Source organism: Streptomyces sp. SID10853 (assembly GCF_010548145.1).
In the GTDB taxonomy this organism is placed as follows: domain Bacteria; phylum Actinomycetota; class Actinomycetes; order Streptomycetales; family Streptomycetaceae; genus Streptomyces.
The window spans coordinates 1-6394 of record NZ_JAAGLN010000320.1 but is presented as its reverse complement, the minus strand read 5'-3'; the positions used below and the strand labels follow the sequence as shown (position 1 = coordinate 6394).

At 72.7% G+C, this 6394-nt stretch carries 4 protein-coding genes and 1 pseudogene; all 5 read right to left on the bottom strand.

The features are described 5' to 3' along the window. Positions 1–75 precede the first annotated feature (75 nt). Positions 76–450: a GntR family transcriptional regulator gene (locus G3I19_RS33465; protein ID WP_164267470.1), complete on the bottom strand. Its 375-nt coding sequence runs from the start codon at positions 448–450 to the stop codon at positions 76–78. Positions 451–555: 105 nt separating this feature from the next. Then, positions 556–1122: pseudogene (locus tag G3I19_RS33460) on the bottom strand (class I SAM-dependent methyltransferase); the annotation flags it as partial. A 227-nt stretch (positions 1123–1349) separates the two neighbouring features. After that, positions 1350–2210 (bottom strand): alpha/beta fold hydrolase, encoded by an 861-nt coding sequence (locus tag G3I19_RS33455; protein WP_164267468.1) that lies wholly within the window; start codon positions 2208–2210, stop codon positions 1350–1352. A 162-nt stretch (positions 2211–2372) separates the two neighbouring features. Then, the gene (locus tag G3I19_RS33450) at positions 2373–3368 is read right to left on the bottom strand and encodes a helix-hairpin-helix domain-containing protein (protein ID WP_164267467.1); all 996 of its coding nucleotides are present in this window, start codon (positions 3366–3368) and stop codon (positions 2373–2375) included. After that, a partial coding sequence (gene dnaE, locus G3I19_RS33445; RefSeq protein WP_164267466.1) for a DNA polymerase III subunit alpha occupies positions 3365–6394 on the bottom strand: 3030 nt, incomplete at its 5' end. The genes dnaE and G3I19_RS33450, both read right to left, overlap by 4 nt.

Sequence of the window (6394 nt, the reverse complement as noted above, 5' to 3'; positions counted from 1 at the left end):
CGGCACGGGCCGCGCCCCTCCGCGCACCGCCCAGCCACGGGGCCTGCCACTGCCGGACTCGCCGGCTGCCCGGGCCTACTTCCCGTAGACCGCCCTCAGCGCGTCATCGACCGCGGTGCGAGCGGCGTCCGGAGCGAGACCGAGCCGGAGAGCGCGCTCGGCGAAGGCCAGCGCCGCCTCCGCGGCCTCCCGTTCCGCCGCGTCACCGGCGGCCGCCACGAAGGTGCCGTTGCGTCCACGCGTCTCGATCACCCCGTCCGCCTCCAACGCCCGGTACGACTTTGCGACCGTGTTCGCGGCGAGACCGAGCTCCTCGGCCAGCCCCCGCACGGTCGGCAGCCGGTACCCGGCAGGAAGCTTCCCCGACCGCGCCTGCCCGGCGATCTGGGCCCGCAACTGCTCGTAGGGGGCGGTGGCGGCATCCGTATCAATGGCGATCTTCAGAGTCACCCTTCGATTCTCCCCCACGGCCGTCCACCGCCCCGGCGCCACCCGCCCGAAAAGGAGAGGCGGCTGGCCCGGCCCCGCCCCTCGGCTGGCTCCCCGTCAGGTCAGCGCCACCAGGACGTACCGTTCGTCGTCGACCTCCTTGCCCCAGAGTGCGGGGTCGGCCGAGAGCAGTTCGTGGTGTACGGACTCGGTGAGCGGGTCGAGGGCCGCCATCAGCTGGCCCGCGGAGAGACCCACGCCGCCCCAGACGCCCTCCACCAGTACCAGTCGGCCGCCGGGGTTGAGCAGTGAGCACCAGTGCTTGAGCGCCGCCTCGAAGTCGGGGAGCAGCCACACCACATGGCGGGCCAGCACCACGTCGAAGGTGCGCTCGCCGACGGGCGGCTGCGCCGCGTCGCCCACCAGCACCTCGGCGTCCTGGCCGGCCAGCTTGGTCCGCGCCCGGTCGGCCATCCGGGCGGAGAGGTCGACCGCGGTGACCCGGTGCCCCTGCCCGGCGGCGAGCAGGGCGAGGCTGCCGGTGCCGCAGCCGACGTCCAGGACCTCGGCCCGTTCCCCCGGCAGCCATCTCGTCAGCCGTGCCGCCCATGCGTCGCGCACCCCGGGGTCACGCAGGCCGTGGTCGGCCTCATCGTCGAAGGTGTCGGCGGCGGCATCCCAGTTGATCGTCATGGATCCGATGCTCTCAGCTCCCACCGGCAATCCGGCTGATCACATGCCCGGTGAAACACACGTGTATCTCCGAGCGGTGTACGGGCAGTTCATGGCCGTACGGCGGACGCGCCGCCCGGCCGGCAGGCCCCGGCGCGTCCGTATACAACCCGTTCCGACCGTCACCCGGCCGCCCCCCGGTGCTCCCTCACTCCCTCCCGCCCGGGGGGGGAGCGAGGGAGGCCCGTCTAACCGGCCGCGGAGGCGCAGGTGGTGGGGGTGGCGTGCGCGGGGTCGAGGGCGTTGGCGACCTCGTGGTACGCGATCTTGTCGGTCAGGCCGATGGTGACGTGTTCGGAGAGGTCGGCGGCGCACTTGTCCTGGATCAGTACGTTGTTGACGTCGGATCCGCTGAGGAACTGTGTCTTGTAGGGGGTGACCACCTCGTCGTACTTGGTGGCGATGACCGTGTAGTGCACTCCCGGCACCGTGTCGGGCAGCGAGTTGAGCTTGTTGATGAACGGCGAGCCGGCCACCTGGTCGGTGAGGCCCGGTGCGCCCTTCTTGAGGATGTCGGCGGCGCCGGGGAAGTACGGCAGCAGCTTGGTGAGTCCCGAGAGAGTGGTGCCGTGGTTGTCGGGGGCGATGCCGGTCATCGAGTTCACCTTGGCCGCCCCGCCGAGGAACTTGATGTAGTAGTTCGGCATCATGCCGCCCTGCGAGTGGCCGACGATGTCGGCCTTCGCGGTTCCGGTCGCGGCGAGCACCTTGTCGACGAAGGCGGAGAGCTGGCCGGCCGACTGGTCGATCGGGGCGAGCCCGTCGAAGAGTGTCTCGCCCGGCAGCTGTCCGTAGTCGAGGGAGAAGACGCAGTACCCCCGGTTGACCAGGTACGGGGCGAGCACCAGCCAGTTGTCGGTCGAGTTCCCCAAGGTCCCGGGGACGAGGACGACCGGCCGGGGGTGGGCCGCCGACGGTTTGCAGGAGTAGTTGTTCCATCCGCTGCTGGGGGCGGCGGCCTGCGCCGTCGTTGCGGCGGGGACCGCGGCGGCGGTGACCGCCAGAGCCAGCGCGGGGATGGCTCCGAGCGCGCGCTTCCAGGGCATCATCGAGTGATCTCCTTGCGACTCAAGGGAGTGACGACGGGTGTACGCCCTGCGGCCCGGACCACAAGAGTGTTCTGCTGACGCCAACTTACGCACGAGTAAGGTAGCGGGGGAAGTTACGCGTCAGTAAAGAACTGATGGAAGATCAGAGAACGATCTTCGCGGTCACGGTACAGCGGTCCGCCGCACCGGCCGGCCCGCGCGGCGCGTGTGTCGCCGGTCCTGCGCCGCGAGCGTCCCCGGCACGATCGCCCCGGGCCCGAACCGTGCCCGTGCCCGGTCGGCGACCTCCTCGATCCGGCGCGCCTTGTCGTCGGTGGGGTCGAACATCAGCTGATGGGCGGCGTGCTCGGCCGGTGTCAGCCCCTCGGCGCGCAGCGCGATCCCGCGCACCCTGGCGCGCTGCAGCCCGAGCGAGTCATGGATCGCGTACGCAGCGGCGGTGAGCGCCGCCGAGTGCGCGGTCCGCTCGTGCAGGGTGCGGCCGCGGACGGTGGTGGACCGGTCGGCGTACCGCACGGTGAGCGTCAGCGAGCCGCACACCTGCCCTTCGCGGCGCATCCGGGCCCCCAGTTCACCGGTGAGCGAGAGCAGCGCACCGCGCTGCCGGTCGCGGTCCAGTTCGTCGCGCGGGAAGGACCGTTCGGACGAGGCCGAGCGGGCTGCTGCGTTCGGCACGACCCGCGTACGGTCGATGCCGCGCGCCCGCTCCTGGAGTTCGCGCCCGGCGCGCGCTCCGGCGATCCGCTGGAGCGTGGCGAGGGGCGCGGCGGCGATCCTGCCGATGGAGTCGAGTCCGTACGAGCAGAGGGTGAGGGCCAGCTTCGGCCCGACCCCCTGGAGCGCGGCCGCGGGTTTGTCCGCGAGGAACGTCCGGGCGTCGCCGGCCACCAGGGTCGTTCCCGGCCGGGCCTCCCGCGCGGCCATCCGGGCCAGCAGCGGATTGGCGCCCACCCCGATCACGCAGTCGAGGCCGTGGTGGGCGAGCGCCCGCACCCGCAGCAGCGCGGCGAGTTCGGTGGCGCTCCGCCCGAAGTACCGCTGCGCGCCGCGCACATCGATGAGCGCGGCGTCGGGCGGGAACGCCTGGACGACGGGGGTGAGGTCCTCGATCAGGCCGAGCGGCAGCGCCTCGGGCGTGAACCGTACGGAGAGGATCATCCCGCGCTCCCCTGGCTGGAGTGCCAGAGCTTGCGCCCGGTGGCGTTCGGGTCCCCGGCGGGCCTGAGGTCCGCCCAGGGGTTCATCTCGTAGCCGGTGGACAGCTGGATACGGCGGCCGTTGTCCGGCTGCTCCGCGTCCCCGGCGCCGTCCGGTGCGGGCGCGGCCAGCGCGGCGGCGACGGCATCGAGGCCGCCGGTGCGCCGCAGCTCCACCAGGTCGGCCAGATTCCAGGCCGCCGAGCCGACCACACTGAGGCTGCGCGGCCCGCGCCGCTGCACCACTCCGCGCACCAGCAGCAGCCAGGAGTGGAAGACGGTGTACGCGCACGCGGCGTGGCTGTCGTCGAAGAAGGCGAGGTCGACCAGGCCCGTGCCGTCGTCCAGGGTCGTGAAGACGACCCGGCGCCCGGAGCGTATCGGCGGGGTCTGGGTGGCGGCCTTGGCCCCGGCGACCAGGACGCTCTGCCCGTGCTCGGCGGAGCGCAGCCGCCGGGCGGAGAGTGCGCCCAGTTCCTTCAGGAAGGCGTAGTGGTCCTCCATCAGATGGCGCGACGAGTCCATGCCGAGGATGCCGAGTTCGGCGCTGAGCCGCTCGGTGTCGCTGAGGTCGGGCAGCCCGGCCGAGGCAGTCTGCCGCCCTTCGCCCAGGGCGAGTTGGCCGCTGTGTGCGGATCTGCCGCGGCCCTGGCGCGGCCCGGTGTGCAGCTCGGAGATGTGCAGCAGCAGATCCCGGCGGTTCGCGCCGAACGCGTCCAGCGCGCCGACCTTCGCGAGCCGCTGCGCGACCGGTTTGCCCGGCCTGGCGCGCTGCCAGAAGTCCAGCAGTGAGGAGTACGGCTGCCCGGCCTCGATCCGTCCGGCCTCGGCCTCGCTGATGCCGTGGACGTCGGACAGCGCGAGCCGGACACCCAAAGTACCGGACACCAGTTCGATACGGTGGGCGACCGCCGACCGGTTCACATCCAGCGGCAGCACCGGGACCCCGCGCCGCCGTGCGTCCGCCAGCAGCAGCCGCTTCGGGTACATCCCGGGGTCATGGGTGAGCAGCCCCGCGTAGAAGGCCGCGGGGTGGTGCGCCTTGAGCCAGGCGGACTGGTACGTCGGCACGGCGAAGGCCACCGCGTGCGCCTTGCAGAAGCCGTACGCGCCGAACGCCTCGACGATCTCCCAGGTGCGGGCGATGACATCGGGCGCATAGCCCCGCTCCGCCGTCGCCCCGGCGAACCAGGCGCGGATCCGCCCCTGCCACTCGGGGTCGGAGAGCCGGCGGCGCGCCTGGTCCGCCTCGTCCCGGCCGCAGCCCGTCATGATCCGCAGGATCTCGATGATCTGCTCGTGGAAGACGACGACCCCGTAGGTGGCGCTCAGCGCCTCCGCCAGGTCGGGGTGCGGATAGCTCACCGGCGCGCGGCCGTGCCGGGCTTCGATGAAGGGCCGCACCATGTCGGCGGCGACCGGCCCTGGCCTGAAGAGCGAGATGTCGACGACCAGATCGTCGAAGGTGGCGGGCTGCAGCCGCCCCACCAGGTCGCGCTGGCCGGGCGACTCGATCTGGAAGCAGCCCAGTGTCTCGGTGGAGCGGATGAGCCCGTATGTCGCGGGGTCGCCGGCGGGCACCTGCGCGGGGTCGTCCAGGTCGAGGCGTTCGCCCGTGGCCCGGCCGATCTCGGCGACGGCGTGGGCCATCGCGGACTGCATCCGCACCCCGAGCACATCGAGCTTGAGCAGCCCCAGGTCCTCCACGTCCTCCTTGTCGAACTGGGACATCGGGATGGGGGCACCTCCCACGCCCTCAAGGCTGTGGGGGACCTCACCGCTGGTCGGCATCACCGGCGTACGCCGCAGCAGGGACGCGTCCGAGAGCAGCACTCCGCACGGGTGCATGGCGATTCCGCGGGGCAGCGCGTCGAGCCCCTCGACCAGGTCCCACAGTCGTCCGTACTTCCCGCCGTCCCGCTTCGACTCCTCGGCCACGGCGCGCAGTTCGGGAAGCTCCGCCATCGCGGCACGTGCGTCGCGGGCGCGGATGTGCGGGAACGCCTTCGCGAGCCTGTCGGTCTCCGCCGGGTCCATGGAGAGGGCCGCGCCCACGTCCCGTATCGCATGGCGCACCCGGTAGGTCTCCGGCATGGCCACGGCGGCGACCCGCTCGGCGCCGAAGCGGCCGATGATCGCCCGGTAGACGTCGAGCCTGCGGGCCGACTCGACGTCGATGTCGATGTCGGGCAGCGCGAGCCTGTGCCGGGACAGGAAGCGCTCCATCAGCAGTCCGTGCTCGACGGGGTCCGCGTTGGCGATGCCCAGCAGATGGTTGACCAGGGAGCCCGCACCGGAGCCGCGGGCCGCGACCCGGATGCCCATCTCCTTCACGTCGTCCACGACCCGGGCGACGGTCAGGAAGTACGAGGCGTGGCCGTGGAAGGCGATGATGTCCAGCTCGTGGTGCATCCGCTCCCAGTACTCGCGTCTGCGGTCGTAGCCGCGCAGCACCATGCCGGCGGCGCTGCGGGAGGCCAGCACCCGCTGGGCGGTGCGGTGCGCGGCGCCGACGAGCCGCGGTTCGGGGAAGTGGACGGTGCCCATGCCGAGGTCGTCCTCGGCGTCGACGGCGCACGAGGCGGCCAGGGCCTGGGTCTCGTCGATCAGCCGGTGCGCGGTGTCCCGCCGGAAGCCGGCCGCCTCGGCGATCCGCTCGGCGGTACGGAACATCTCACCGGCGTCCTTGAGCCAGCGCTCCCCGCTGTCGAGGCCCTTGCGCGGGTCGACGGGCACCAGTCTGCGGGCGGCGTCGAGGACGTCGGCGACCGGGCCCTGCCCCTGGTCGGCGTAGCGGACGGCGTTGGTCAGCACGGGCCGTACGCCCTGCTCGGCGGCGAAGCCGAGCGTGCGGGCCGCGAGCCTGAGCGAGCCGGGTCCTGTGCCGCTCAGCCCGTGGTGGACCGCTTCGAGCCGCAGCGCGTCGCCGTACACCTCCCGCCAGGGGGCGAGCAGCAGGGCGGCCCGGTCCGGGCGGCCCGCGGAGAG

Excerpts from the sequence above, each read along its gene's own strand:
- G3I19_RS33455 (WP_164267468.1), bottom strand. The coding sequence starts at position 2,210 with ATGATGCCCTGGAAGCGCGCGCTCGGAGCCATCCCCGCGCTGGCTCTG.
- G3I19_RS33450 (WP_164267467.1), bottom strand. The coding sequence starts at position 3,368 with ATGATCCTCTCCGTACGGTTCACGCCCGAGGCGCTGCCGCTCGGCCTG.